This is a genomic window from Solimonas aquatica, from assembly GCF_900111015.1.
Taxonomy (GTDB): domain Bacteria; phylum Pseudomonadota; class Gammaproteobacteria; order Nevskiales; family Nevskiaceae; genus Solimonas; species Solimonas aquatica.
Map to the genome: position 1 here is coordinate 1 of NZ_FOFS01000009.1, position 24195 is coordinate 24195.

The window sequence follows — 24195 nt, forward strand, 5'->3', positions numbered from 1 at the left end:
GCAGCACGGTCGCCAGTCCCTTCGCCGTCTCGCCGGCGCTGCTGCGCGGCGGCTCACGTTGAAAACCCGCCGCCGCGCCCCCACAATGCTTGAACACACGGGGCTGACCGGTTTCGACGCCGGAAACGGAATCCGAAGTGCATGCCGAGGCGCCATGCCCTCGTAAATCATGTGGCAAACAAGCTAGTTGCGAACGACGCTAACTACGCCCTCGCCGCCTAAATCCGGCGAGCGGTTGACCTTCTGGTGCCGATACCGGTTGGATCGACCGTCGACTCTTATCGGATCGCAGCCCAGCCCGCCCTTGGCCTAGACTGCTAAAACCCTAAGGGGATAAGCGTCGGCGATCCGTGCCCGTCCGGGAGCCGACGACGAAAACCAAAGACCGGGCTACGCATGTAGAACTGAGGGCTACGATCTGGCGGACGCGGGTTCAATTCCCGCCAGCTCCACCAACACCAAAAGGCCAGCCATAGCGCTGGCCTTTTGCATGAGTGTCTCCCTAATATCCGCGGCGGCACTCCACATCCGCACATCGGAAGCACAACGCAAGCCCATGTCCCGCCGCCTCCCCACCCTCCTCCTGCTCCTGTTCCTCGCCCTGCTCGCCTGGCAGTTCTGGCCGCGCATCGAATCCTGGCTCACGCCCAGTGATGCCGCGCCGCGTCTGGTCACGGCGCGCGGTGATCTGGCGGAGGATGAGAAGAGCACCATCGCGCTGTTCGAGAACTCGCGCGGCTCGGTGGTGTTCATCAGCACCTCGCAGCTGGTGCGCGACGCCTGGACGCGCAATGTGTTTTCCACGCCGCGCGGTTCGGGTTCGGGTTTCATCTGGGATGAGGCCGGGCATGTGGTCACCAACTTCCATGTCATCGAGGGCGCCTCGCAGGCCACGGTGAAGCTCGCCGATGGCCGCGACTATCAGGCCTCGCTGGTCGGCGCCTCGCCGGCGCATGACATCGCGGTGCTGCGCATCGGTGTGGGCCTCAAGCGCCCGGCGCCGGTGCCGGTGGGCAGCAGCCATGATCTGAAGGTCGGGCAGAAGGTGTTTGCCATCGGCAATCCCTTCGGTCTGGACTGGACGCTCACCAGCGGCATCGTCTCGGCGCTGGACCGCTCGCTGCCCGGCGAGCAGGACAAGCCCACCATCGAGCATCTGATCCAGACCGATGCCGCGATCAATCCCGGCAACTCCGGCGGCCCGCTGCTGGATTCCGCAGGCCGGCTGATCGGCATCACCACCGCCATCTACAGCCCCTCCGGCGCCTCGGCCGGCATCGGCTTCGCGGTGCCGGTGGATACGGTGATGCGCGTGGTGCCGGAGCTGATCAAGAACGGCCGCTATCTGCGCCCCACCCTGGGCATACAGGCCGATGAGGAACTCAACCGGCGGCTGAGCGCGGCCACCGGCGTGCATGGCGTGTTCGTGCTGCGCGTGCAGGCTGACAGCGCGGCGGAAAAAGCCGGCCTCAAAGGCGTGCAGATGCATGAGGGCAGCATCGAGCCCGGCGACATCATCACCGAGGTGGAAGGCAAGAGCGTGGACAATCTCTCGCGCCTGCTCACGCGCCTGGATGATTTCAAGGTGGGCGACAACGTGCGCCTCACGGTGCGCAACGGCGAGCGCACGCGCGAGGTCTCGGTGACCCTGCAGCCCGGCGGCTGATCAGGCATCAGCGCGGCGCGGCGGCGCCACGCGCAGGCAGATGGCGCTGGCGATGCCGGTTTCCAGCAGACTCAAGGGCAGCGCATAGGGCAGCAGCGAGACCGGCAGCACGCCCAGATTGCCGATCACCAGCCACATCAGCACGAAGCCGCCGAACCAGGCCAGCAGCGCCGTGCGCAGCCAGCTGTGCGCGCGCGTCAGCGCATAAATCCAGGCCGCGAACAGCAGCCCCCAGAGTCCCCAGATCGCGCCATTGTGCGGAGCCTCGGGAAACGCCAGGCCCAGACGCTGGTAATGCCGCAACCAGTGGTCCTTGAGCAACCACTCGTTGCGCAGAAACTCCGAAGCATTCACCCAGGCCGCAGCCAGCAGCACCGCCAGCAGCGCGCGTGTTTTCTCAGTCATGGTCTCACCCTTTTTGAATGTTGTGCGCTCAGCTCGCAGCGATGACGCTGGGCGCGAATTCCAGCAGCAGATCGTCGATCTCGATCCAGACCAGCGTCGGAAACGGCAGCGGCGCGGCCAGCGTGCCGCGACTGGGATACACCTTGCGCCGGGTATAGAAGCGCAGGCCGGCGACGCGCTCGCTGGCCAGGCACAGATTGGCGGCCCGGGCCCAGCTGCCGATCACTTGCGCGGTGTAATCGTGGCGCCGCAGGCCCAGCGCGGCATCCAGATGAAAGACCTGCTCGCGACTGTGCGTGGCGATGCTGCCGTCAAACTGCGCGTGCAGGCGCTGCCGGCCTTCGCTGCGCAGCTGCACGCCGGGCAGGGTCAGCAGATAGGGAAAGCTCAGGTAATTCCACAGCGCGTAGCCGGCGAAGTAGAGGATGTCGAGCCGGTCCCACCACAGCTGCCGCGCAAAAGCCTTGAAGCGCTCGCGCGGCGCCTCGCGCTGCGCCACGCAGCGATGCTGCTCGTCGTACAGCGCCACGCGCTGCGGCGTCCATTCGCCGCACCAGCCCGGGCGATGGAAGTCGCCCAGCAGCACGCGCCGCGCCTGCGGCTGCAGCTCCACGCGCAGGTGCTTGAGCGCCTGCGGCTGCAGATGCATGGCAAAGGCCAGGCCGCCGGACGACAGCGAAGCCCGCACCGTGCGCAGCCGCGCCCAGCGTTCGCGCCCGCCATGCTCGGCCAGCAGCGCCTCCAGAAGTTCGATTGCCACCGGTAAGCCCCCTTCGTTAGATTGCCCCTCTTCCTGATCAAGACGTTTGAGGCGGCAAAACGGATGGACGATGCGCTGACGCCCGAGTTCCTGGACGCGCGGCCGGAGCTCACCGCCTATCTCTGCCGCCTGGTGCTGCGTCCGCAGCTGGCCGAGGAGCTGGTGCAGAGCACCTATCTGCGCTGTCTGGAAGCGCGGCAGCGCCTGCCGGAGTCCTCAGCAGGCCTGCGCGCCTGGCTGTTCAAGGTGGCCACCCATCTCGCCATCGACGAACTGCGCCGCCATCGCCATCAGCGCGAAACCCTGCTCACCGATCTGCGCAGCCGCGCCGAAGCCGATGCCGCGTTCATGGCCGCGTCCGCCGCGCTGGTCAGCACGCCGGAGACGCGCGCCATCGCCCGCGAGCACGTGGTGGCCTGTCTGGCCTGCACGCTGCGCAATCTGCCCGAGCACAAGGCCGCGGCGCTGCTGCTGAGCCAGGTGCATGGCTTCAGCCTGGCGGAGACCGCCGGGCTGCTGGCGCTCACGCCCGTGCAGGTGAAGAACCATCTGCAGGAAGCGCGTGCCCATATGGACGCGCGTTACGGTGCCAGCTGCGCCCTGCTCAGCCAGCAGGGGGTCTGCCATCAATGCGTGGAGCTGGACGGTTTCTTCGCCGCCGCGCAGGGCAATCCGCTGCAGGAAGACGCCGGGCTCGACGCGCGCCTGCGGCTCGCCACGCAGCTGCGCCGCAAGCCCTGGGGCCGCTGGCACACGCAGATGCTGAGCCTGCTCGACGAGCTGCAATGAAGCGGCGCAGCGGCGCGGGGCGTGTACCATAGCGCCCCTTTTGCGCCGCGCCGCCATGAAGTCCCCCGCCTCACCGCATCGACAGCTGTACCTGCAGGGCCTGGCGCTGGCCGGCATCGGCGCGGTGCTGTTCTCGGGCAAGGCCGTCGTCGCCAAGCTGCTGTACCGCGAAGGCATCGATGCCTACACCCTGATCGCGCTGCGCATGCTGCTGTCGCTGCCGGTGTTCGCGCTGATGGCGGCGCTGCACTGGCATCGCGCGCCCGCGCTGCAGCGCGCCGACCTCTGGCGCATTCCGCTGCTGGGCCTGCTTGGCTATTACCTGTCCAGCACCCTGGATTTTCTCGGCCTGGAACGCATCAGTGTCGGACTGGAACGCCTGATCCTGTTTCTCACGCCCAGCTTCGTGATTCTGCTTGGCGTGCTGCGCTATGGCCGGCGCGTGGAGGCGCGGCAGTGGCAGTCCCTGCTGATCGCCTACGCCGGCATCGTGCTGGTGTTCTGGCACGACGCGCGCTTCGGCGGCCCGGACATCGTCTTCGGCGCCTCGCTGGTGCTGGCGGCCACGCTCAGCTACGCGGTGTATCTGCTGTTTTCCGCCGAGCTGCTGAGCCGCGTCGGCACCCTGCTGCTGACCAGCCTGGCGATGTGCGCGTCCAGCATCGCGGCGCTGCTGCAGTACGCGGCGCTGCGGCCCTTCGCCAGCCTGTTCACGCAGAGCGCGGCGGTGTGGAAGCTGTCCCTGCTCAATGCCATGGCCTGCACCGTGCTGCCGGTGTTCTTCACCATGATGGCGGTGGCGCGCATCGGCCCCGACCGCGCCTCGCAGGCGAGCATGATCGGCCCGGTCTCGACCCTGGCCCTGGGCTGGTGGCTGCTCGGTGAAAGCGCGTCGTTGCTGCAGCTGGCCGGCGCGGCGCTGGTGATGGCCGGCATGTACCGGCTGACACGCCGCCGCTGAGCGCCGCTTCAGATCGCGGCGGAATGCCGGCCGCTGCCGGGCACTGAATAACGGTCGAAGACGCGGGCGATGTTGCGCACCAGCGGCCGGCCGCGCGGCGTGACTTGCAGGCCCTGGGCATCGAGCTGAATCAGACCATCCTCGCGCAGCGCCTGCAGCGCCGGCTCGCAGTCGGCGAAGTAGCGCGAGAAATCCACGCCGTGCGCGCTGCCCACGGCCTCATAGCGCAGACGACCCTGGCACATGATGTTTTCGATCACCTCGCGGCGCAGCTGATCGTCCGCGCTCAGGTGCAGGCCGCGATCCACGGCCAGATGTCCGGCGTCGATGCGCGCCTCGTAGTCCTTCAGGGTCTTGGCGTTCTGCGCGTAGACATCGCCGATGCGGCTGATGGCGCTCATGCCCATGCCGATCAGATCGCGGCCGGCATGCGTGGAGTAACCCTGGAAGTTGCGCTGCAGGGTGCCGGCGCGCGCGGCGCGCGCCAGATCATCATCCGGCTGCGCAAAATGATCCATGCCGATGTACTGGTAGCCCGCCGCGCACAGCGTGTCCACCGACTGGCGCAGCAGCTCCAGACGCTGTGCCGGACTGGGCAGATCGGCCAGTGCAATCTGTTTCTGCGCCGCGAACTGCTTGGGCATGTGCGCATAGGCGTAGATGGCCACGCGATCCGGCGCCAGCGCGATCACCTGCTGCAGGGTGCGCGCGAAGCTTTCCTGATTCTGCCGCGGCAGACCGTAGATCAGATCCACCGCCACCGAGGCAAAGCCGGCGCGACGCGCGCCGTCCATGGCCTGGCGCGTGACCTCGGCCGGCTGATGGCGGTTGATCGCCTCCTGCACCGTGGGCTCGAAATCCTGCACCCCGAAGCTCACGCGATTCAGGCCGATGTCGGCCAGCGCCTGCAGACGCGCGGTGTTCACCGTGCGCGGATCGATCTCGATGGAGTATTCACGCGCGGCCTCGCGGTTCAGGCCGAAATGACGGTCCAGGGCCTGCATCAGCGCCGCGAGCTGTTCGTCGGTGAAGCTGGTGGGCGTACCGCCGCCGAAATGCAGCTGCTGGCAGGAGGCGCCATCGGCATGCCGCGCGCCCCACAGCGCGCCCCATTGCGCGATCTCGCGCAGCAGATGCTCGGCATACTGCGCGATGCGCTCGCTCTGGCGGCTGATCACCCGCGTGCAGGCGCAGTAGAAGCAGGGCTCGGCGCAGAACGGCACATGCAGATACAGCGAGGGTGCGGTCTGCGGCTGCAGGCGCTGCACGGCAGCGCGCAGATCGGCTTCGCCGAAGCCTTCGAACTGCAGCGCGGTGGGATAAGAGGTATAGCGCGGCACCGAGCCGCCGTAACGCTGAATCAGCTCGGTATCGAAAATGATGTCTTTCGTCATCATGGTCATGGCAATCCCCGAAAAAACTTATGCCACGCAGTGTGGCAGGCCCGGCAGGCGCGGCCTTGATCGGGGTCATGAGCGGTGGCGGCCACGGGAAATCCGCACTGGCGCCATTGATACGGATCAAGGCGCCTGCCGCAGGCAAAAACAAGACTGCGATCCGTGGCATGTGCCATACCGGAGTGAGCGTCATGAAAAAAATTGTTGCGACGATGATGGCTGTTGGGGCGGTTGGCCTGATTCCCTTCTCCTCTGCTTCCGCCTACCAGGCCGGTGACATCATCGCCCGCGGCGGCACGCACTACGTCAACCCCTCCGACGGCACCGACGTCGCAGGCGTGGGCAAGGTGGCTGCGGACGGCGCCTGGGGCGTCACCGGCAGCTTCGAGTACTTCATCACCCCGAACATTGCCGCCGATCTGCTGGTGGCCGTGCCCTTCAAGCACGACATCACGCTCAACGGCGCCAAGGTCGGCAGCGTCAACGATCTGCCGCCGGTCGCGTCCGTGGTCTGGTATCCGACGGTTGCCCCCACCATCCATCCGTACCTGGGCGTGGGCGTGAACTACACGCTGTTCTGGAACGAGAAGACCACGGGTGCCCTGGCTGGCACGCATCTGTCGCTGGACAACTCCTTCGGCCTGGCCGGTCTGGTGGGCGTGGCGGTGGATCTGAACAAGTCCTGGAGCGTGGTGGTCGACGCCCGCTACATCGACCTGGACACCAAGGCCAAGGTGCGTGAGGTTGGCAACCTGGGTTCCATCAGCGTCGATCCCTTCGCCTACGGTCTGAGCATCGGCTACAAGTTCTAAGCTGCGGCTCGCGTGACGACACCCGGCCCCACCGCAAGGTGGGTGCCGGGTTTTTCATGGGCGCACACTCAGCGTCGCTTCGGCACGCGGCGGTAGTCGCCGGGACTGACGCCGGTCCACTGCTTGAAGGCACGGTGGAAGGCGCTGGTTTCGGCGAAGCCCAGGGCGGCGGCGATGTCCGCCACCGAATCCTCGCCCTCCGCCAGCAGATGGATGGCCATGTCGCGGCGCAGCTCGTCCTTGATGCGCTGGAAGCTCTCGCCCTCGGCCTCCAGCTTGCGGTGCAGGGTTGAAGACGCCAGTTTCAGCTCCCCGGCCAGCTGTTCGAAGTTGGGCCAGGACTCCGGCGCGGTATTGCGCAATCGGCGGCGGATGCGCAGCGCCCAGCTGCGCTCGTCCTTGTACTTGAGAATGATGTTGTAGGGCGCGCGGCGCAGGAATTCCCGCGCGGTCTTCTCGTTCTGCTTGACGGGCACGTCCAGATAGGCCGCGTCGATGCAGATGGCGGTCTGCGCCTGGGCAAAGCGCAGATCGGTGGAATACATGGCCAGGTACTCGCGCCACCACTGCGGGCGGGTGTAGCCGAACTGGGCCTCGCGGATCATCAGGCGCCGCCCCACCAGCCAGCACAGCACGCCGTGCAGCAGGATCAGCAGCGTCTCGTGCGCAAACACCTGATCCGGCAGCGCGCGATGGGTGGGATGGGTGATGGCGATGCGCACGGTGTCGCCCTGCTGCTCCAGCTCCAGCTGGGTGTCGTCCAGCAGCAGATTGAAGAAGCCGATGGCCCGTCCCAGGGCCTCGCGCAGGGTGCCGGCGTGCACGCAGAGCCGGCACAGGGTGGCAAAGCTGCCCACCTTCATGCGCCGCGAGTCCAGGCCGAAGAACTCATCGTCCAGGGCCGAGGCCACCGCCAGCCACAGGGCGCTGTACTGGGCGGCCTGCACCCGGGAGTGCTCGGAGCCCAGAAGATGCGGCTGGATACCCACCGCCCGCAGGATCGGCAGCTCGTCCACCCCCCGCCGGCGCAGGGCGGCCACCGCCTTGATCACGAAGGCGACGGCGACACTTCCTTTTTCGGCGGCGGCGGCCATGGCGACGGGGCTGGCTGGGGCGGATGGCAAATTCTCTCACCGCCGGCGGCATTTTTGGGCATCGCCCGTCCCCCTGGGGCTGCCTACAGTGCGCGCATTCGATACTCCGTGTCAGGGAACGTGCGTCATGAACGATCTTTCCGCCATCGCCAAAGTGGTGCCCTACAAGGCCAAGCACAAGGTGCGCTTCGTCACCGCCACCTCGCTGTTTGACGGCCACGATGCCTCCATCAACATCATGCGCCGCATCCTGCAGGCCACCGGCGCCGAGGTGATTCACCTGGGCCACAACCGCTCGGTGGGCGAGATCGTCAACGCCGCCTTGCAGGAAGACGCCCAGGGCATCTGCATCACCTCGTATCAGGGCGGCCATGTCGAGTTCTTCAAGTACATGGTGGACCTGCTCAAGGCAGGCGGCGGCGAGAACATCAAGGTCTTCGGCGGCGGCGGCGGCGTGATCGTGCCGCCGGAAATCCGCGAGCTGATGGCCTATGGCGTCACCCGCCTCTACTCGCCCGAAGACGGCGCGGTGATGGGCCTGCAGGGCATGATCAATGACGTGGTCAGCAAGAGCGACTACGACCTCACCGGCTTCGCGCCCCAGGCCGAGAGCCTGATCCAGACCCTGCAGGGCGGCGAGCATCGCAGCCTGGCGCGCGTGATCACCGGCCTGGAAAACGGCGCGTACGGCGCGGACGTGGGCCAGCAGCTGCGCGAAGCGGCCAAGGCGAAGCAGGTGCCCGTGCTGGGCATCACCGGCACCGGCGGCGCCGGCAAATCCTCGCTCACCGACGAGCTGGTGCTGCGCCTGCGCCTGGACCAGAACGATGCGCTGAAGATCGCCATCATCTCCATCGATCCTTCCCGCAAGCGTACCGGCGGCGCCCTGCTGGGCGACCGCATCCGCATGAACGCGATCGAGTCGCCGAACATCTACATGCGCTCGCTGGCCACGCGTGACACCGGCAGCGAGATTTCCGCCGCGCTGCCGGAAGTGATCGCGGCCTGCAAGCTGTCCGGCTTCGACCTGGTGATCGTCGAGACCTCCGGCATCGGCCAGGGCGACGCCGCCATCGTGCCCTTCGTCGACACCTCGCTGTACGTGATGACGCCGGAATTCGGCGCCGCCTCGCAGCTGGAAAAGATCGACATGCTGGACTTCGCCGATTTCGTGGCGATCAACAAGTTCGACCGCAAGGGCGCCGAGGACGCGCTGCGCGATGTGCGCAAGCAGTACCAGCGCAACCGCGAGGCTTTCGCGCAGTCCACCGAGTCCATGCCGGTGTACGGCACCATGGCCTCGCGTTTCAATGACGACGGCGTCACCGCGCTCTACCAGGCGCTGGCGGAAAAGCTCAAGGCCCAGGGTCTGAAGCTTGCGCCCGGCAAGCTGCCGCCGGTGAGCGTGAAGGCCTCCTCGCGCGGCCGCGCCATCGTGCCGGCCGAGCGCATCCGTTATCTGGCGGAAATCGCCGACAGCGTGCGCGACTACCACAAGCTGATCGGCCAGCAGGCGCGCGTGGCGCGCGAACGTCAGTCGCTGAAGATCGCCAAGGCGCTGTTCGAGCAGGCCGGCAAGCCGGCCACCGGCTTCGACGAACTGGTCTCGGCAAAGGATGGCGAGCTGACGCCCGCTGCGCGCAAGCTGCTGGAACAGTGGCCCAAGACCGTGGAGCTGTACGGCCAGGACGAGTACGTCGTCAAGATCCGCGACAAGGAAATCCGCACCCGGCTCACCAGCGAATCGCTGTCGGGCACCAAGGTGCGCAAGGTGTCGCTGCCGCGTTTCGAGGACGAGGGCGAGACGCTCAAGTTCCTGATGAAGGAAAACGTGCCCGGCTCCTTCCCCTACACCGCCGGCGTGTTCGCCTTCAAGCGCGAGGGCGAAGACCCCACGCGCATGTTCGCCGGCGAAGGCGATGCCTTCCGCACCAACCGCCGCTTCAAGCGCGTTTCCGAAGGCATGCCGGCGCATCGCCTGTCCACCGCCTTCGACTCGGTGACCCTGTACGGCTGGGACCCGGATCTGCGTCCGGACATCTACGGCAAGGTCGGCAACTCCGGCGTGTCCATCGCCACGCTCGATGACATGAAGGTGCTGTACTCGGGCTTCGATCTGTGCGCCCCCAGCACCTCGGTGTCGATGACCATCAACGGTCCGGCGCCGATGATCCTGGCGATGTTCATGAACACCGCGGTCGATCAGCAGGTGGAGAAGTTCCAGCAGCAGAACGGCCGCGAGCCCACCGAGACCGAATACCAGAAGATCCGCGAGTGGACGCTGTCGGTGGTGCGCGGCACCGTGCAGGCCGACATCCTCAAGGAAGACCAGGGCCAGAACACCTGCATCTTCAGCACCGAGTTCGCGCTGAAGATGATGGGCGACATCCAGGAATACTTCGTGCACCACCAGGTGCAGAACTTCTACTCGGTGTCGATCTCCGGTTATCACATCGCCGAGGCCGGCGCCAACCCGATCTCGCAGCTGGCCTTCACGCTCGCCAACGGCTTCACCTACGTGGAAAGCTATCTGGCGCGCGGCATGGACATCGACGACTTCGCGCCGAACCTGTCGTTCTTCTTCTCCAACGGCATGGACCCCGAGTACTCGGTGATCGGCCGCGTCGCCCGCCGCATCTGGGCGGTGGCGATGAAGAACCGTTACGGCGCCAACGAGCGCAGCCAGAAGCTCAAGTACCACGTGCAGACCTCGGGCCGTTCCCTGCACGCGCAGGAAATGAACTTCAACGACATCCGCACCACGCTGCAGGCGCTGCTGGCGATCTACGACAACTGCAACTCCCTGCACACCAATGCCTACGATGAGGCGATCACCACGCCCACGGAAGAATCCGTGCGCCGCGCGATGGCGATCCAGCTGATCATCAACCGCGAGTTTGGCCTGGCCAGGAACGAAAACCCCAACCAGGGCGCGTTCATCATCGACGAGCTGACCGATCTGGTGGAGGAAGCGGTACTCAAGGAGTTCGAAGCCATCGCCGGTCGCGGCGGCGTGCTCGGCGCCATGGAGACCGGCTACCAGCGCGGCAAGATCCAGGAGGAGTCGCTCTACTACGAACACAAGAAGCACGACGGTTCCTACCCCATCATCGGCGTCAACACCTTCCGCAACCCGAACGGCGATGCGGTGCCGGAGAGCATCGAGCTGGCGCGCTCCACGGATGAGGAGAAGCAGTCGCAGCTCAAGCGCCTGAGCGACTTCCACAGCCGCAACGCGCAGAGCGCACCGGCGCTGCTGCAGCGCCTGCGCGACACCGTGATTGCCAACGGCAATACCTTCGCGGTGCTGATGGATGCGGTTCGCGTGTGTTCGCTGGGCCAGATCACCCAGGCCCTGTTCGAGGTGGGCGGCCGCTATCGCCGTAATATGTAAGGCTCGCAGCGACGAGACGATTCATTAGGTTTTCATCCGCCGCAAACCACGGCGGATTTTTCAAGGAGAGTAAAGATGTCCGGACGTGAAGTGGTGGTTCTGGGTGCTGCGCGCACCGCAATCGGCTCCTTTGGCGGCACGCTCAAGGACGTGCCGATGGCCAGCATCGCCGCGCTGAGCGTGCGCGAGGCGGTCAAGCGCGCCGGTGTGGACCCCCAGGCGGTCGGTCATCTGGTGATGGGCAATGTCATCCCCACCGAGCCGCGTGATGCCTACATCAGCCGCGTCGCCGCGATGGACGCCGGCCTGCCGCAGGAGACCCCGGCCTTCAACGTCAACCGTCTCTGCGGCTCGGGCCTGCAGGCCATCATCTCCGCCGCGCAGGCGGTGCTGCTGGGCGATACCGACATCGCCGTCGGCGCCGGCTGCGAATCGATGAGCCGTGGCGGCTATCTGATGCCGGCCGCGCGCTGGGGCGCGCGTCTGGGCGACACGCAGATGCTCGACTACATGAACACCATCCTGCACGACCCCTTCCATCGCGTGCACATGGGCGTCACCGCCGAGAACGTCGCCGAGCGCTACGGCATCAGCCGCCAGATGCAGGACGAGCTGGCGGTGGAATCGCAGCGCCGCGCCGCCCGCGCCATCGCCGAGGGCCGCTTCAAGAGCCAGATCGTTCCGGTGGAGATCAGCACGCGCAAGGGCACCACCCTGTTCGACACCGACGAGAACGTGCGTGGCGATGTCAGCCTGGACCAGCTGGCGAAGATGAAGCCGGTGTTCAAGAAGGATGGCCTGGTGACCGCCGGCAATGCTTCCAGCCTCAACGACGGCGCGGGCGCCGTGGTGCTGGCCGAGGCCGGCCGCGCGCAGAGCCTGGGCCTCAAGCCGCTGGCACGTCTGGTGGGCTACGCCCACGCCGGCGTCGAGCCGCTGTACATGGGCATCGGTCCGGTGCCGGCCACCAAGGCCGTGCTGGCACGCACCGGTCTGAAAGTCCGCGACATGGATGTGATCGAGGCCAACGAAGCCTTCGCCGCCCAGGCCTGCGCCGTGGCGCGCGAGCTGGACTTCGATCCGGCCAAGGTCAACCCCAACGGCTCCGGCATTTCCCTGGGCCATCCGGTGGGCGCCACCGGCGCCATCATCACCACCAAGGCCATCTACGAGCTGCACCGCACGGGCGGCCGCTATGCGCTGGTGACCATGTGCATCGGCGGCGGCCAGGGCATCGCGGCGATCTTCGAGCGCATCTGAGCCATGAGCCTCATGAAGATTGGCGTGATCGGCGCCGGCACCATGGGCAACGGCATCGCGCAGGTCTGCGCCGCCGCCGGCCTGCCGGTGACCATGATCGATGTGAACGAGGCCGCCGTGGAACGCGGCCTCAAGACCATCGCCGGCAGCCTGGACCGCCTGGTGAAGAAAGGCGCGCTGGAGCTGGCCGGGCGCGAGGCGGTGCTGGCGCGGATCAAGGGCAGCACCGACTACGCGCAGCTGGCCAATGCTGATCTGGTGATCGAAGCCGCCACCGAAAATCACGAGCTGAAGATCCGCATCCTCAAGCAGATCGACGCCATCGTGCCGGCCGGCGCCATCATCGCCAGCAACACCTCGTCGATCTCCATCACCGAACTCGCCGCCGCCACCAGCCGGCCGGCGCAGTTCATCGGCATGCACTTCTTCAACCCGGTGCCGGTGATGGCGCTGCTGGAAGTGATCCGCGGCCTGCAGACCAGCGACCAGACCCATGCCCGCGCGCTGGAGTTCGCCACGCTGATCAACAAGATCGCGATCACCGCCAGGAACAGCCCCGGCTTCGTGGTCAACCGCATCCTCTGCCCGATGATCAATGAAGCGATCTTCGTGCTGCAGGAAGGCCTGGCCAGCGCGCAGGACATCGACGCCGGCATGAAGCTGGGGTGCAACCATCCCATCGGCCCGCTGGCCCTGGCCGACATGATCGGTCTGGACACCATGCTCTCGGTGATGGAAGTGTTCTACAAGGGCTTCAACGATCCCAAGTACCGCCCTGCGCCGCTGCTGCGCGAGATGGTGGCGGCCGGGATGCTGGGCCGTAAATCGGGTCGCGGTTTCTACCCGTACTGAAGCTCAGCACGACGGCACTTTCTTGCCGGCTGGCGAGCCCGCTCCTGGAGCATTTCTTCAACAGGAGCGGGTTTGCCATTTTCTATTTCAGCCGGCCGAACTCCAGCCCCATTCCGAACAGGTAGCTGTTCTTCGCGCCATTGAGATTCGCCTCGGCGCGCAGCTCCCAACCAAAATGCGATCCGTGCGGCGCCCAGACCAGTTCCATCGGCAAGCCGGCACGCAGGCGTTCGATGGCGCCGTCCTCGCCCGGATCGCGACGGCGCTCGAATTCCACTCTGGAAATGCCGGCGGCAATCCAGGCGCGGTGCTGTTGCGCCAGCGGCAGACCGATCAGCAAAGACTGTTCGCCGCTATGACGCACGCCGGAGTAGCCAGAGCCATAGCGCATCCGCAGACCGACCAGTGAGGCCTCAGTCCCGAAGTAGGCCCCCCAGCCGGAGGTAAACAGACTGGAATCATCGACGCGTTGATTGCCTGCCATCGCCGACAACCAATAAGCAGACTGCTCATTCGCTGCGTTCGCCGACAGACTCAAGCTTGCCGTGATCAGGCTCAGCGCCAGCAGCAACTTCATATTTTTTTCCATTCGCGCCCCCTTGGAGATGAAGGCCCGTATTTTCTCCAACGCGCTGTTGCGGCATCTGAGCAACGTTGCACAGATGTCGCCTGCGTGGCTGCTCCGGCGCGATGTAGCTTCCGCCAGGATTCGAGCGCAACCGCCGTGCATGACGATGCACCGCTTACACGCCTCGGCTGTCGGCTGGCCCGGCGCGACCATGTCCGCAAGCGGCTAGCGCCGTCAATCGCCGGCGGCAGATCCCGGCTACACTGCGCGCCCCATGCTTTCCCTCAACAACTTCACCCTGCGGCGCGGCGCACGTGCTCTGCTCGATCAGGTCACGCTGACCATCTATCCCGGCTGGCGCGTCGGCGTGGTCGGCCGCAATGGCTGCGGCAAGTCCACCCTGTTTGCCGCCGTGCTCGGCGAGCTGTCCGGCGACAGCGGCAACCTGAGCCTGCCGCGCGAGCTGGCCATCGCCAGCGTCGCGCAGGAAACCCCTTCGCTGCCGCAGGCGGCCATCGAGTTCGTGCTGGACGGCGATGTCGAATTGCGGCAACTCGAGCGGCGGCTGGAGAGGGCCGAGGCCGAGCACGACGCGCTCAAGATCGGCGCGATTCACGAACGGCTCAACATCATCGGCGGCTATGCGGCGCGTGCGCGTGCGGCCGGGCTGATGCACGGCCTGGGGTTTTCCGTCGAGCGTTACGAGCAGCCGGTGGCCAGCTTCTCCGGCGGCTGGCGCATGCGCCTGAACCTCGCCCGTGCGCTGATGTGCCGCTCGGACCTGCTGCTGCTCGACGAGCCCACCAACCATCTGGACCTCGACGCGCTGATCTGGCTGCAGGACTGGCTGCAGCACTATTCCGGCACCCTGCTGCTGATTTCGCATGACCGCGAGTTTCTCGACGCGGTGACCGACCAGACCCTGCACCTGGAAAACGCCAAGGCCACGCTCTACGCCGGCAATTACTCGCAGTTCGAGCGCCAGCGCGCCGAGCGACTGGTGCTGCAGTCCGCCGCCTTCGACAAGCAGCAGCGCGAGATCGCGCATCTGCAGAACTTCATCCGCCGCTTCAAGGCCAAGGCCAGCAAGGCCAAGCAGGCGCAGAGCCGCGTCAAGGCCCTGGAGCGCATGGAGCTGGTGGCGGCCGTGCATGCCGACTCGGAGTTCTCCTTCGAATTCCCGGTGCCCGAGCGCCTGCCCTCGCCGCTGCTGCGCCTGGATCAGGCCGAAGCCGGTTACGGCGACAAGACCATTCTCACGGGCATCAAGCGCCTGGTGGCGCCGGGCGATCGCATCGGTCTGCTCGGCCCCAACGGCGCCGGCAAGTCCACGCTGGTGCGCACCCTGGCCGGGGAGCTGCCGCCGCTGCGCGGCGGGCTGATGCGCGATCCGGCGCTGCGCGTGGGTTACTTCGCGCAGCACACCACCGATGCCCTGGACCCGGCAGCCTCGCCGCTGCTGCACATGAAGCGGCTCGATCCTCAATCGCGCGAACAGCCGCTGCGCGATTTTCTCGGCAGCTTCAACTTCCGGGGTGATCGCGCCATGGAAGCGGTGGGTCCGTTTTCCGGCGGCGAGAAGGCCCGTCTGGCCCTGGCCATGGTGGTGTATCGCAAGCCCAATCTGCTGCTGCTCGACGAGCCCACCAATCATCTCGATCTGGACATGCGTCACGCCCTGGAAACCGCGCTGCTGGATTATCCCGGCGCGCTGGTCGTGGTCTCGCATGACCGCCATCTGCTGACCAGCGTCTGCGAAGACTTCTGGCTGGTGGCAGGTGGCCAGTGCCAGGACTTCGAAGGCGATCTCGACGAATACGCACGCTGGCTGCAGTCGCGCGAACGCGAGGCGAGCAAGACGACGCCGGCCACCGCACGCAAGGAACCGCCAAAAGCCGCGGCCGCGCCCGGTGAACTCAAGGCCCTGCGCGATGCCCTGCGCAAGCTCGACCAGCAGATCGCCAAGCTGCAGCCCGGCCTCGCCGCGCTGGACGCCAAGCTCGCCGACAACGGCCTGTACGAGCCGGCACGCGCCAAGGAACTGGCCGAGGTCTCGCGCCAGCACACCGAACAGCGCGCGCGCATGGACGAGCTGGAGACGCAGTGGCTGGAGCTGGGCGAGAAGATCGAGGCGCTGCAGGGCTGACGGGCCGCCGCAACCGAATCATGCAAAGGCGCCAGGAACGCAGCGGCGCGTGAAGGCCGTGTTTGGCCTGTCATTCCCGCGCGAGCGGGAATCCAGATGCCACCTGCAAAACCCGGCATCCGCCTTAACTGTCGCCGCTGCCTGAGGCTTCAAACTCTCTGCCGCCGGCACCACGGCAACTGTGAAGCCGCGCCCGGCAGCGCGCAGCCGGGCCTCACAAGCTGCGGGCTCCGCCGCCTGATGGGGAGCGCTGCATGTCCACATCCTTCAGCCTCACGCCCGAGCAGCTGGATCGCTACGTGCCGCTGCAATGCCTGGACCTGGACGCGCGGCGGCGCCTGCTGCAGCAGTCCACGCTGATCGAGGCCCCTGCGGGGGAGCGTCTGCACCTGGAGGCGCAGGAAGCGCTGTATCTGCTGCAAGGTCGCGTCGAGCTGGTGCCGGCAGCGGATCAGGAAGCGCTGCTAATCGAGGCCGGCGACCCGCTGGCCCGTCATCGCCTGAGCCCCGCGCTGCATGAACTGCGCTGCGCCAGCCACTGCCAGCTGCTGAGCGTCGATCCCGAATTGCTCGATCTGCTGCTCAGCCTGATGCCGGATGAGGACGGCTTGCAGCTGGGCAACTGCGAGGACGGCGAGCCGGACTGGATGGCTGCACTGCTGAGCCTGCCGAGTTTCCAGCGGGTGGCGCCGCTGCAGCTGCAGGCGATGTTTCTGCGCATGCAGGCCATCCATGCGGAGCCCGGCGAGCTGATCGTGCGCGAGCACGAGCCCGGTGATTACTTCTATGTGATCGTCAGCGGTCGCTGCACGGTGAGCCAGCTTCGGGATGGCTACGCGCAGCCCCTGGCCGAGCTGCAGGCGGGATCGTGCTTTGGCGAGGAGGCGCTGCTGGCTGATCAGCCGCGCAATGCCAGCGTCACCATGCTCAGCCGCGGCAAGCTGATGCGCCTGGCCAAATCCGATTTTCAGGAGCTGCTGCGCGCGCCCATCGAAGCGCGCATCCCGGCAGGTCAGGCGCTGCTGCGGGTTCGCGCGCAAGCTGCGCGCCTGCTGGACGTGCGCTCCGCGCAGGAGTTTGCGCACGACGGCATCGAGGGTGCATTGAACCTGCCGCTGACGCAGCTGCGCGAGCACGGCAGCAGCCTGGATGCCAAGCAACACTGGATCGTGTGCTGCGATACCACGCGGCGCAGCTCGGTGGCGGTGTTTCTGCTGGCCCAGCGCGGCCTGCGCGCGGTGCTGCTCGACGGCGGTCTGCCGGCGCTGCGCGCTCAGATGCGGTAGGACGGCGTCAGCTGCGCCTCGCGCAGCAGCTGCTCGATACGCCGGTGCAAGGCGCCACCATCCAGGCGGCTGAGCTGCACGCCGATTCCGGGTCTGGCCGCCGCTGATTGTGTGCTCCCGACTGCGGGACGCAGCCAGACCACGCGCCCGGCCACCGGCTCGCTGTCGCTGCGATCCGGCAGCTGCAGGAGAATCAGCAGCTGCTCGCCGAGCTTGAACTCACGCAGGCTGGGCACGAACAGGCCGCCGTCGCGGATGAAAGGCAGATACACGCGCTGCAGCGCGCGCACGGTCTTGAGCTGAAGCTTGAGAAAGCCGGACCTGGCCATCGTGCCCTCCTCTTGCGATGCAAGCCGGGGCGCAAGCCCGGGCCTTACAGCTGTGCGGCGCGCGCCAGACGCTGGCAGCGCGTCGTCAAGGCTTCCATCAGCAGCTGCGGCTGGGCGTTGCCCTGCGCGCGGCGCTGCGCTTCGATCACGTCCTGCAGCATCTGCGCATAGGCCTCGCGCGCCGCCGCCGGCGCATCGAGCTGCGCGCGCAGCTGCTGGCCGAGCCAGTATTGAGCCCAGTGCAGATGCTCGGCAAGGCGCTCCTTGTCGATGGCGGCGGCCACTTCCAGCGGATCCTTGCGCGCGGCCAGCAGCGCGCGCCACAAGCCTTCCCACTCGCGGCGCAGCACCACACCTTCGTCGGCCTGCAGGGCGAGCGCGCGCAGCGGCGCGCCGTGCGCATAGGCCAGGGCCTCGGCATCACGCACCCCTTCGGCTGCCATCCAGGCCTGCGCGGCCTCGGCATCGGGCGTGGCGAAGCGGATGCGCTGGCAGCGGCTGCGCAGCGTGGCCGGCAGCGCCTGCGGGCGCTCGGTGACCAGCAGCAGCTGCATGCCGGCGGGCGGCTCTTCGATGGTCTTGAGCAGCGCGTTGACGCTGCTGGTGTTGAGCGAATCGGCCGGCTCGATCAGGGTGTAACGGCCGCGCCCGTAATGACTGCCGAGATCGAGCTTGCTCATCAGGCTGCGCGCGGCATCGATGGCGATGTCGCGACGCTTGCGGTCTTCCTCGGGCTGCCAGTAGGCCAGGCCCTGCTCGTTCCAGCTCTGCTCGCTGATCGCCAGACCGCGATGTCCGTCGGGACTCAGCAGCGCCGCGTCTGGATGACTGCCCGCCGCCAGCTGCACACAGCTGCGGCACTGCCCGCAGGCATAGCCGCTGGGTTTTTCGCAGAGCCCGTAGGCGATCAGCGCGCGCGCAAACCAGCGCTTGCCGATGCCGGCGCCGCCGGCCAGCAGCAGCGCATGCGGCAGACGCTTCTGCAGCAGCAGCGAACTCAAGTCCAGCCACAGCGCCGACTGCCAGGGCAGCGGCCGCCACAGCGCGGCGCGCGGCGCGGCGCTCTCGACGGCTTCAGCGGCGGCGGCCTTGCCTGGCTTCATGCGCTGCCCGCCGACCATTCGGCAAGAATCACCGCGATCTGCGCGCTCACCTGCTCGGCCTCGCATTCGGCATTGACCACGCGCACGCGCTGCGGCTCCTCGCGGGCGCGCGTCAGAAACCCTTCGCGCACACGCTGGCGGAACTGCTGGGACTCGGCCTCGAAACGGTTTTCATCGCCGCGATCACGGGCCCGCGCCAGGCCCAGCTCGGCATCCAGATCCAGCAGCAGAGTGAGATCCGGACGCTGCTCGCCCAGCACCAGCTGCTGCAGGGCATTGAAGGCATCCAGGGAAACCTGCTTGCCCCAGACCTGATAGGCGTAACTCGAATCGATGAAGCGGTCGCAGACCACATCGCGACCGGCCTGCAGCGCCGGCAGGATGGTGGCGTGCCAGTGCGCGGCGCGCGCCGCGAACATCAGGGTGATTTCGCATTCCGGCGTCACGCCCTCGGCCCAGTCGCCGAGCACCACGCCGCGGATCGCTTCGGCCAGCGGCGAGCCGCCGGGCTCGCGCGTCAGCAGCACCTCACGGCCACGGTCCGTGAGCCAGTCGCGCACGAAGCGCGCCTGCGTGGACTTGCCGGCGCCCTCGCCGCCTTCCAGGGTGATCAGCCGGCCTCTGGCGCTGGTCGCTTCGCTCATGGTTTCTTCAGCTGGAATTGACGGACCGCGGCGTTGTGCTGCTCCAGGGATTCGGAGAAGGCATGCGTGCCATCGCTACGGGCTACGAAGAATAACGCCTTGCCATCGTCCGGGTGCAGGGCGGCGTGAATCGCGGCGCGTCCCGGCAGGCAGATCGGCGTCGGCGGCAGGCCCTTGCGCGTGTAGGTGTTGTAAGGCGTGTCCGCGCGCAGATCGGCCAGACGCAGATTGCCGTCGAAGCGTGCGCCCAGACCGTAGATTACGGTGGGATCGGTCTGCAGCAGCATGCCCAGCCGCAGGCGCCGCACGAACACGCCGGCGATCTGCGGCCGCTCCGCCGCCGCGCCGGTCTCCTTCTCGACGATGGAGGCCATCACCAAGGCCTCGTCGGCGCTCGCGTAAGGCAGCTCCGGCGCGCGCTGCGCCCACTCCGCGGCCAGCACGTTCTGCATCATCGCGCGCGCCTGCCGCAGCAGGGTCAGATCCGGCGTGTGCCTGGGAAAGCGATAGGTGTCCGGGAACAGGCGTCCCTCGGCCGGCAGTCCGGGCTCACCGAGCGCAGCCATCGCCGCCGCCGGATCGGCGCTGCTCAGGGTGTGGTGCAGATTGGGTTCGGCAGCGATCAGCTGCAGGGCCTGCGCTGCGGTCATGCCTTCGGTGATGCGCAGCTCGTGCAGCAGGGTCTGGCCGGACATGAACAGCGCCAGCAGGTCCAGGGCGTTGAGACCGGGCTTGAGCTCGTACTCGCCGCTGCGGATCTTGCTGCCGATGTTCTGCACGCGCACATACACGCGCAGGTAGAACACGGCACGATCCGTATCGAGCAGGCCCTGCGTGCGCAGGCGACGCAGCGTGGCGGCAAAGGCCTCGCCGTCTTCGATCTCGAAGGCCTGCGGCTGCGCCAGCACCAGGGGCTGGTGCAGGGCGCGGCGCACATCCTGCGCCAGCCACAGACCGGCCACGATCAGCAGCAGCAACAGCGCCAGCAGCAGGGAACGGATTTTCACGTTTTAGAACCTATCCGTGGATTGCGCGCATCTGCGACGGAGGTCGTTTTGCCGCAGGGCAAGGCGGCAGACGCGCCGCTTGGTGATTCCAAGCCAGCGGCTGCCAACGCCGCCCTGCGGCAAAACGGCCCCGTCCCTTCGGGTTGCGCCGAAAATCGCGCCGCGCGGCGTTGCGAAACTTGGCCTTGGCCCCTTCAATCGCTTTTGGGCCAAGGCCTGCGTTTCGCGCCTTGCCCGGCGCGATTTTCGGCAGCAACGCAGACGTGCGCAATTCACGAATAGGTTCTCAGTTGAGCCTCGGATGCGCCAGCGCCAGGGCCAGGGCCTGCGTCACCGCGCCGGGCGAACGCCAGTCGCGATTCTCCACGCGACGCAGCGGCCACAGGCCGATCAGGGCATTGCAGATGAAGCCTTCTTCCACCGACCACAGTGCATCGGCGCTGGCCTCCACCTCCTGCACGGCGATGCCCAGCTCGGCGGCCAGACGCAGGATGCGCCGGCGCATCACGCCGGCCACACCGCAGCGCTGGATGCGCGGCGTGTACAGCACCTCGTCCGCCACCCAGAACAGATTCGTGCGCGTGCCGCCGACCAGATGGCCCAGGGCGTCGCACATCAGCAGCTCATCGACGCCGTCCTGCAGCTCGGCAGCGGCCAGCACCTGCTCCAGCCGGTTGAGATGCTTGAGGCCCGCGAGTCGCGGTTGTATGGCCAGACGCAGCTGCGCGAAGCGCGCCACCACACCACGCTCCCAGAGCCGCGCCGGATAGACCGGCGCCTCGTCGACGTGCACGATGCGATCGGACTGCGGCCCCGGCGGCGCATAGCCGCGCCGGCCGGCACAGCGGGTGACCAGCCACTTCACCACGGCGCGGGAACGAGCGCTGAGCAATTGTTGCGTGTCGGCCAGCAGCGCCTCGGCCGGCGGCATCGCCAGACCCAGCGCCGCGCAATCCTCGCCCAGCTTGGCGAGATGATCTTCGCAGTAAAGGATTTCGCCCTCGTGCGCGAGCAGGGTGCGGAACACCCCGTCGCCGTAATGCAGACCACGATTGCCGTAGCTCACGGCATCGCTGGCAAAGCCGTTGATCAGGGTCTGCGTGCTCATGCGCCAGCGTCCAGCGCCAGCAGCAGACCACGCGCCTTGGCGCGCGTCTCCTGCAGCTCGGCCTGCGGCTGCGAGTCGGCGACGATGCCGGCACCGGCGCGAAAGCTCAGCTGCCCGCGCTGCCAGACCATGCTGCGGATCAGGATGTTGGTGTCGAGCCGGCCGTCGCGCGAGAGATAGCCCATGGCGCCGGTGTACGGCCCGCGCCCTTCACGCTCCAGCTCGGCGATGATCTGCATCACGCGCACCTTGGGACAGCCGGTGATGGTGCCGCCGGGAAACACCGCGCGCAGCGCCTCGCCCGCGCCGATGCCCGCCCGCAGGCGGCCACGGACGTTGGAGACGATGTGATGCACATGCGCATAGCTCTCCAGATTCATCAGCTCGCTGACTTCGATGCTGCCGGGCACGCAGACGCGGCCCAGGTCATTGCGCTGCAGATCGAGCAGCATGATGTGCTCGGCGCGCTCCTTGAGATTATCGCGCAGCACGGCGCGCAGACGCGCGTCCTCTTCTTCGCTGTCGCCACGCCGACGGGTGCCGGCAATGGGCCGGGTCTGGATCAGCGCGCCATCGAGCTGCAGCAGACGCTCCGGCGAGGAGCTGATCACCGCCGCATCCTCCCAGAGCATCAGGCCGGCAAAGGGCGCGGGATTGTGCCGGCGCAGCCGCGCGTAGAGCTCGGTGGGTGTGGCCTGCGCCGCGATGCGCACATCCCAGCGCCGCGACAGATTCACCTGGAAGACGTCGCCGGCGCGCAGATACTCGAGCACGGCCCTCACCCCATCCAGATACCGCTGCGCCGGCTCTTCCTCAAGCTGCGCCTCGATCGTGTGCGCCTGCGGCGGCAAGGGCGCTTGCTGCGCCAGTGCGCACAGCGCCTGCAGCGCCGATTCGCCGCGCTCGCTGATGGCAAAGGCCTGCTGTGTGTTGCGGTCGATCAGCAGGGCCGAGGGACAGCGCACCGCCAGGGCATCGGGCAGCGGATACGGCGAGTCCGGCAGACGCAGCGTCGGCTCCACCACGCGCGCGGCCTCGTAGCCCAGATAAAGAAACCAGCCCCCGCAGAAAGGCAGCGCATCGCGCGCCAGCGGCGGCAGCTGCGCGGCCCAGGCATCGAGGCTCTGAAAAAAATCGCCGGCCGGCACCAGCCCGTCGCTGCCGCGCAGCTCGCCGCCGCGCAGACGCAGGTGTTGTTCGGGGTCGCCCAGCAGCAAATCCCAGCGCCCGGCCTGCGGGTGCGCGGCCACGCTCTCCAGCAGAAACGGAAAGCGCTGCGGATGCCGGCGCTGCAGCGCCGGCAGATCAGGCAGCGAGGGAAGCTGCGCGCGCCAGATCATCGGCGCGCGGTCCGTCAGGCGTAGCGCTTGAACGCCACGCAGCCGTTGGTGCCACCAAAACCGAAGGAGTTGGAGATGGCGATCTCCAGCTTGCGTTCCTTGGCCTTGTGCGCCGTGTAATCCAGATCACAGCCTTCGCTGGGATTGTCCAGATTGATGGTCGGCGGCACGATCTGGTCGCGCAGCGCCAGCACCGAGAAGATCGCCTCGATGCCGCCGGCCGCGCCGAGCAGATGCCCGGTCATGGACTTGGTGGAGCTCACCGAAAGCTTGTAGGCATGCTCGCCGAACGCGGCCTTGATGCCCATGGTTTCGGCGATGTCACCCGCCGGCGTGGACGTGCCGTGGGCGTTGATGTAATCGACCTGATCGGCATTGAGCTGGGCATCGCGCAGCGCGTTCTGCATCGCGCGACGACCGCCGTTGCCATCATCCGGCGGCAGGGTGATGTGATAGGCATCGCCCGACATGCCGAAGCCCACCAGCTCGGCGTAGATCTTCGCGCCGCGCTTCTTGGCGTGTTCGAGTTCTTCGATCACCAGCACACCGGCGCCATCGCCGAGCACGAAGCCGTCGCGGTCCTTGTCCCAGGGCCGGCTGGCCTTCTCGGGATCGTCGTTGCGCGTGGACAGCGCGCGCGCCGAGCAGAAACCGGCCAGGCCCGCCGGGGCGGAGCCGGCTTCGCCGGCGCCCACCACGAACACATCCGCATCACCGTGCTGGATCAGGCGCATGCCGATACCCACGGCATGCGTGGCCGTGGTACAGGCAGTGACAGTGGCGATGTTCGGACCGGTGATGCCCAGATCGATGGACACATAGCCGGAGATCATGTTGATGATCGAGGCCGGCACGAAGAACGGCGACACCCGCTTGGGGCCGCTGCGGTGCAGATTGCCGCACTGCTCTTCGATGCTGCCGATACCACCGATGCCCGAACCCACGCAAACGCCGATGCGGTCGCGGTTCTCATCGGTGATTTCCAGTCCGGCATCGCGCACCGCCTGCTTGGAGGCGGCGACACCGTAATGGATGAATGGATCGGTGCGCTTGACGTCCTTCACGCTCAGCCACTGGCTGGCGTCGAAGTCACGGATCATGCCACCGAAACGAGTGGTATAGGCCGACACGTCGTAATACGTGATCGGCCCGATACCGGACTTTCCAGCGAGGATATTGCCCCAGGCCGTGGCGACATCGTTGCCCACAGGGGACACGATTCCCAGGCCGGTGACGACGACGCGCCTACGGCTCATTGCGGCAAAAACCTGTCT

At 67.1% G+C, this 24195-nt stretch carries 21 protein-coding genes and 1 other RNA gene; 10 read left to right on the forward strand and 12 right to left on the reverse strand.

Annotation, left to right across the window (positions count from 1 at the left end; translation table 11 throughout):
* Positions 1 to 99: 99 nt before the first annotated feature.
* Positions 100 to 455: a transfer-messenger RNA gene (gene ssrA / locus BMY12_RS11690) on the forward strand.
* A 101-nt stretch (positions 456 to 556) separates the two neighbouring features.
* Positions 557 to 1666: a S1C family serine protease gene (locus tag BMY12_RS11695; RefSeq protein ID WP_093286280.1), complete on the forward strand. Its 1110-nt coding sequence runs from the start codon at positions 557 to 559 to the stop codon at positions 1664 to 1666.
* Here the strand turns inward: BMY12_RS11695 and BMY12_RS11700 are convergent, their stop codons facing one another.
* Positions 1667 to 2071, reverse strand: coding sequence for a hypothetical protein (locus BMY12_RS11700; protein ID WP_093286283.1), 405 nt, complete (start codon positions 2069 to 2071; stop codon positions 1667 to 1669).
* Between the two features lie 28 nt (positions 2072 to 2099).
* A complete protein-coding gene (locus BMY12_RS11705) occupies positions 2100 to 2831 on the reverse strand; it encodes a hypothetical protein (RefSeq protein WP_093286286.1) in 732 nt (243 codons plus the stop codon).
* Positions 2832 to 2894: 63 nt separating this feature from the next.
* On the opposite strand from BMY12_RS11705, the gene BMY12_RS11710 reads away from it, so the two are divergent.
* Positions 2895 to 3620 (forward strand): RNA polymerase sigma factor, encoded by a 726-nt coding sequence (locus BMY12_RS11710; RefSeq protein ID WP_093286289.1) that lies wholly within the window; start codon positions 2895 to 2897, stop codon positions 3618 to 3620.
* A 55-nt stretch (positions 3621 to 3675) separates the two neighbouring features.
* A complete protein-coding gene (locus tag BMY12_RS11715) occupies positions 3676 to 4581 on the forward strand; it encodes a DMT family transporter (protein ID WP_093286292.1) in 906 nt (301 codons plus the stop codon).
* Positions 4582 to 4589: 8 nt separating this feature from the next.
* On the opposite strand, the gene hemN is transcribed toward BMY12_RS11715, so the two are convergent.
* The gene (gene hemN / locus BMY12_RS11720) at positions 4590 to 5975 is read right to left on the reverse strand and encodes an oxygen-independent coproporphyrinogen III oxidase (protein WP_093286770.1); all 1386 of its coding nucleotides are present in this window, start codon (positions 5973 to 5975) and stop codon (positions 4590 to 4592) included.
* 194 nt (positions 5976 to 6169) lie between these two features.
* Here hemN and BMY12_RS11725 point away from each other — a divergent pair, with 194 nt between their 5' ends.
* Positions 6170 to 6790, forward strand: coding sequence for an OmpW/AlkL family protein (locus BMY12_RS11725; protein WP_093286295.1), 621 nt, complete (start codon positions 6170 to 6172; stop codon positions 6788 to 6790).
* Between the two features lie 68 nt (positions 6791 to 6858).
* Here the strand turns inward: BMY12_RS11725 and BMY12_RS11730 are convergent, their stop codons facing one another.
* Positions 6859 to 7884, reverse strand: coding sequence for an AraC family transcriptional regulator (locus BMY12_RS11730; protein ID WP_093286298.1), 1026 nt, complete (start codon positions 7882 to 7884; stop codon positions 6859 to 6861).
* A 127-nt stretch (positions 7885 to 8011) separates the two neighbouring features.
* On the opposite strand from BMY12_RS11730, the gene icmF reads away from it, so the two are divergent.
* From icmF to BMY12_RS11745, 3 genes are all read left to right on the forward strand, one after another.
* Positions 8012 to 11278 (forward strand): fused isobutyryl-CoA mutase/GTPase IcmF, encoded by a 3267-nt coding sequence (icmF, locus tag BMY12_RS11735; RefSeq protein ID WP_093286301.1) that lies wholly within the window; start codon positions 8012 to 8014, stop codon positions 11276 to 11278.
* Between the two features lie 75 nt (positions 11279 to 11353).
* Positions 11354 to 12538, forward strand: coding sequence for an acetyl-CoA C-acyltransferase family protein (locus tag BMY12_RS11740; RefSeq protein WP_093286304.1), 1185 nt, complete (start codon positions 11354 to 11356; stop codon positions 12536 to 12538).
* Between the two features lie 3 nt (positions 12539 to 12541).
* Positions 12542 to 13390 carry a 3-hydroxybutyryl-CoA dehydrogenase gene (locus BMY12_RS11745; RefSeq protein WP_093286306.1) on the forward strand — a complete coding sequence of 283 codons (849 nt, stop codon included), beginning with the start codon at positions 12542 to 12544 and terminating at the stop codon, positions 13388 to 13390.
* A gap of 82 nt (positions 13391 to 13472) precedes the next feature.
* On the opposite strand, the gene BMY12_RS11750 is transcribed toward BMY12_RS11745, so the two are convergent.
* Positions 13473 to 13967 carry a hypothetical protein gene (locus tag BMY12_RS11750; protein ID WP_143068941.1) on the reverse strand — a complete coding sequence of 165 codons (495 nt, stop codon included), beginning with the start codon at positions 13965 to 13967 and terminating at the stop codon, positions 13473 to 13475.
* A 265-nt stretch (positions 13968 to 14232) separates the two neighbouring features.
* On the opposite strand from BMY12_RS11750, the gene BMY12_RS11755 reads away from it, so the two are divergent.
* Both BMY12_RS11755 and BMY12_RS11760 read left to right on the forward strand, forming a co-directional pair.
* Positions 14233 to 16104 (forward strand): ATP-binding cassette domain-containing protein, encoded by a 1872-nt coding sequence (locus tag BMY12_RS11755; protein WP_093286313.1) that lies wholly within the window; start codon positions 14233 to 14235, stop codon positions 16102 to 16104.
* 254 nt (positions 16105 to 16358) lie between these two features.
* Positions 16359 to 17390: a cyclic nucleotide-binding domain-containing protein gene (locus BMY12_RS11760; protein ID WP_093286315.1), complete on the forward strand. Its 1032-nt coding sequence runs from the start codon at positions 16359 to 16361 to the stop codon at positions 17388 to 17390.
* On the opposite strand, the gene BMY12_RS11765 is transcribed toward BMY12_RS11760, so the two are convergent.
* The 7 genes from BMY12_RS11765 to fabF all read right to left on the reverse strand — a co-directional run bounded on the left by BMY12_RS11765 (position 17378) and on the right by fabF (position 24177).
* Entirely contained in the window at positions 17378 to 17719 is a 342-nt protein-coding gene (locus BMY12_RS11765; RefSeq protein ID WP_093286318.1) for a PilZ domain-containing protein, read from the reverse strand. The genes BMY12_RS11760 and BMY12_RS11765 overlap by 13 nt on opposite strands.
* 44 nt (positions 17720 to 17763) lie before the next feature.
* On the reverse strand, positions 17764 to 18822 hold the full coding sequence (locus tag BMY12_RS11770; RefSeq protein WP_177188968.1) for a DNA polymerase III delta subunit-related protein: 1059 nt from the start codon (positions 18820 to 18822) through the stop codon (positions 17764 to 17766).
* Positions 18819 to 19466 carry a dTMP kinase gene (gene tmk / locus BMY12_RS11775; protein ID WP_093286323.1) on the reverse strand — a complete coding sequence of 216 codons (648 nt, stop codon included), beginning with the start codon at positions 19464 to 19466 and terminating at the stop codon, positions 18819 to 18821. The genes BMY12_RS11770 and tmk overlap by 4 nt, the downstream gene beginning before the upstream one ends.
* Positions 19463 to 20473, reverse strand: coding sequence for an endolytic transglycosylase MltG (gene mltG, locus BMY12_RS11780; protein WP_245732474.1), 1011 nt, complete (start codon positions 20471 to 20473; stop codon positions 19463 to 19465). Before mltG ends, tmk begins: the two co-directional genes overlap by 4 nt.
* Before the next feature lie 286 nt (positions 20474 to 20759).
* Positions 20760 to 21581 carry an aminodeoxychorismate lyase gene (pabC, locus tag BMY12_RS11785; protein WP_093286326.1) on the reverse strand — a complete coding sequence of 274 codons (822 nt, stop codon included), beginning with the start codon at positions 21579 to 21581 and terminating at the stop codon, positions 20760 to 20762.
* Positions 21578 to 22921, reverse strand: coding sequence for an aminodeoxychorismate synthase component I (locus BMY12_RS11790; protein WP_093286328.1), 1344 nt, complete (start codon positions 22919 to 22921; stop codon positions 21578 to 21580). Before BMY12_RS11790 ends, pabC begins: the two co-directional genes overlap by 4 nt.
* A gap of 14 nt (positions 22922 to 22935) precedes the next feature.
* Positions 22936 to 24177, reverse strand: coding sequence for a beta-ketoacyl-ACP synthase II (gene fabF, locus BMY12_RS11795; RefSeq protein WP_093286331.1), 1242 nt, complete (start codon positions 24175 to 24177; stop codon positions 22936 to 22938).
* Positions 24178 to 24195: the final 18 nt, after the last annotated feature.

What these genes read in the sequence shown, in the direction of transcription:
- BMY12_RS11695 (WP_093286280.1), top strand. Translation starts at nt 557, where the DNA reads ATGTCCCGCCGCCTCCCCACCCTCCTCCTGCTCCTGTTCCTCGCCCTG.
- BMY12_RS11700 (WP_093286283.1), bottom strand. Translation starts at nt 2,071, where the DNA reads ATGACTGAGAAAACACGCGCGCTGCTGGCGGTGCTGCTGGCTGCGGCC.
- BMY12_RS11710 (WP_093286289.1), top strand. Translation starts at nt 2,895, where the DNA reads ATGGACGATGCGCTGACGCCCGAGTTCCTGGACGCGCGGCCGGAGCTC.
- BMY12_RS11715 (WP_093286292.1), top strand. Translation starts at nt 3,676, where the DNA reads ATGAAGTCCCCCGCCTCACCGCATCGACAGCTGTACCTGCAGGGCCTG.
- hemN (WP_093286770.1), bottom strand. Translation starts at nt 5,975, where the DNA reads ATGACGAAAGACATCATTTTCGATACCGAGCTGATTCAGCGTTACGGC.
- BMY12_RS11725 (WP_093286295.1), top strand. Translation starts at nt 6,170, where the DNA reads ATGAAAAAAATTGTTGCGACGATGATGGCTGTTGGGGCGGTTGGCCTG.
- BMY12_RS11730 (WP_093286298.1), bottom strand. Translation starts at nt 7,884, where the DNA reads ATGGCCGCCGCCGCCGAAAAAGGAAGTGTCGCCGTCGCCTTCGTGATC.
- icmF (WP_093286301.1), top strand. Translation starts at nt 8,012, where the DNA reads ATGAACGATCTTTCCGCCATCGCCAAAGTGGTGCCCTACAAGGCCAAG.
- BMY12_RS11740 (WP_093286304.1), top strand. Translation starts at nt 11,354, where the DNA reads ATGTCCGGACGTGAAGTGGTGGTTCTGGGTGCTGCGCGCACCGCAATC.
- BMY12_RS11745 (WP_093286306.1), top strand. Translation starts at nt 12,542, where the DNA reads ATGAGCCTCATGAAGATTGGCGTGATCGGCGCCGGCACCATGGGCAAC.
- BMY12_RS11750 (WP_143068941.1), bottom strand. Translation starts at nt 13,967, where the DNA reads ATGAAGTTGCTGCTGGCGCTGAGCCTGATCACGGCAAGCTTGAGTCTG.
- BMY12_RS11755 (WP_093286313.1), top strand. Translation starts at nt 14,233, where the DNA reads ATGCTTTCCCTCAACAACTTCACCCTGCGGCGCGGCGCACGTGCTCTG.
- BMY12_RS11760 (WP_093286315.1), top strand. Translation starts at nt 16,359, where the DNA reads ATGTCCACATCCTTCAGCCTCACGCCCGAGCAGCTGGATCGCTACGTG.
- BMY12_RS11765 (WP_093286318.1), bottom strand. Translation starts at nt 17,719, where the DNA reads ATGGCCAGGTCCGGCTTTCTCAAGCTTCAGCTCAAGACCGTGCGCGCG.
- BMY12_RS11770 (WP_177188968.1), bottom strand. Translation starts at nt 18,822, where the DNA reads ATGAAGCCAGGCAAGGCCGCCGCCGCTGAAGCCGTCGAGAGCGCCGCG.
- tmk (WP_093286323.1), bottom strand. Translation starts at nt 19,466, where the DNA reads ATGAGCGAAGCGACCAGCGCCAGAGGCCGGCTGATCACCCTGGAAGGC.
- pabC (WP_093286326.1), bottom strand. Translation starts at nt 21,581, where the DNA reads ATGAGCACGCAGACCCTGATCAACGGCTTTGCCAGCGATGCCGTGAGC.
- BMY12_RS11790 (WP_093286328.1), bottom strand. Translation starts at nt 22,921, where the DNA reads ATGATCTGGCGCGCGCAGCTTCCCTCGCTGCCTGATCTGCCGGCGCTG.
- fabF (WP_093286331.1), bottom strand. Translation starts at nt 24,177, where the DNA reads ATGAGCCGTAGGCGCGTCGTCGTCACCGGCCTGGGAATCGTGTCCCCT.